The organism is Granulicatella sp. WM01, assembly GCF_004570605.1.
Lineage (GTDB): Bacteria > Bacillota > Bacilli > Lactobacillales > Aerococcaceae > WM01.
Window position 1 is genome coordinate 1 of sequence record NZ_SPPB01000187.1, and the last position, 243, is coordinate 243.

A 243-nucleotide genomic window follows, 5' to 3' on the forward strand; every position below is an offset into this window, starting at 1 on the left:
GTAAAACAGTAAAACGACTAAAACAACAGAAAAAAGTAGCACAACAGGTGAGACATGAATTGTCTATAAACTTACCCCGTTCTTGTGAGTTTCTAGCAGATAGTGACACTATCCACCCTAGTCGTCCAAGAAAAAAATATTGCGGCGAACTGATACAAATGGACGCTAGTCAATTCAGATGGTTTGGTCAAACTGTCTCTCATCTTCATGTTGCCATTGATGATGCTTCTGGTAATATTGTTG

At 38.7% G+C, this 243-nt stretch carries 1 pseudogene; it reads left to right on the plus strand.

Features of this window, described 5'->3' with window-relative positions:
- Positions 1 to 243, plus strand: a pseudogene (locus tag E4T68_RS09880) (ISNCY family transposase); the annotation flags it as partial.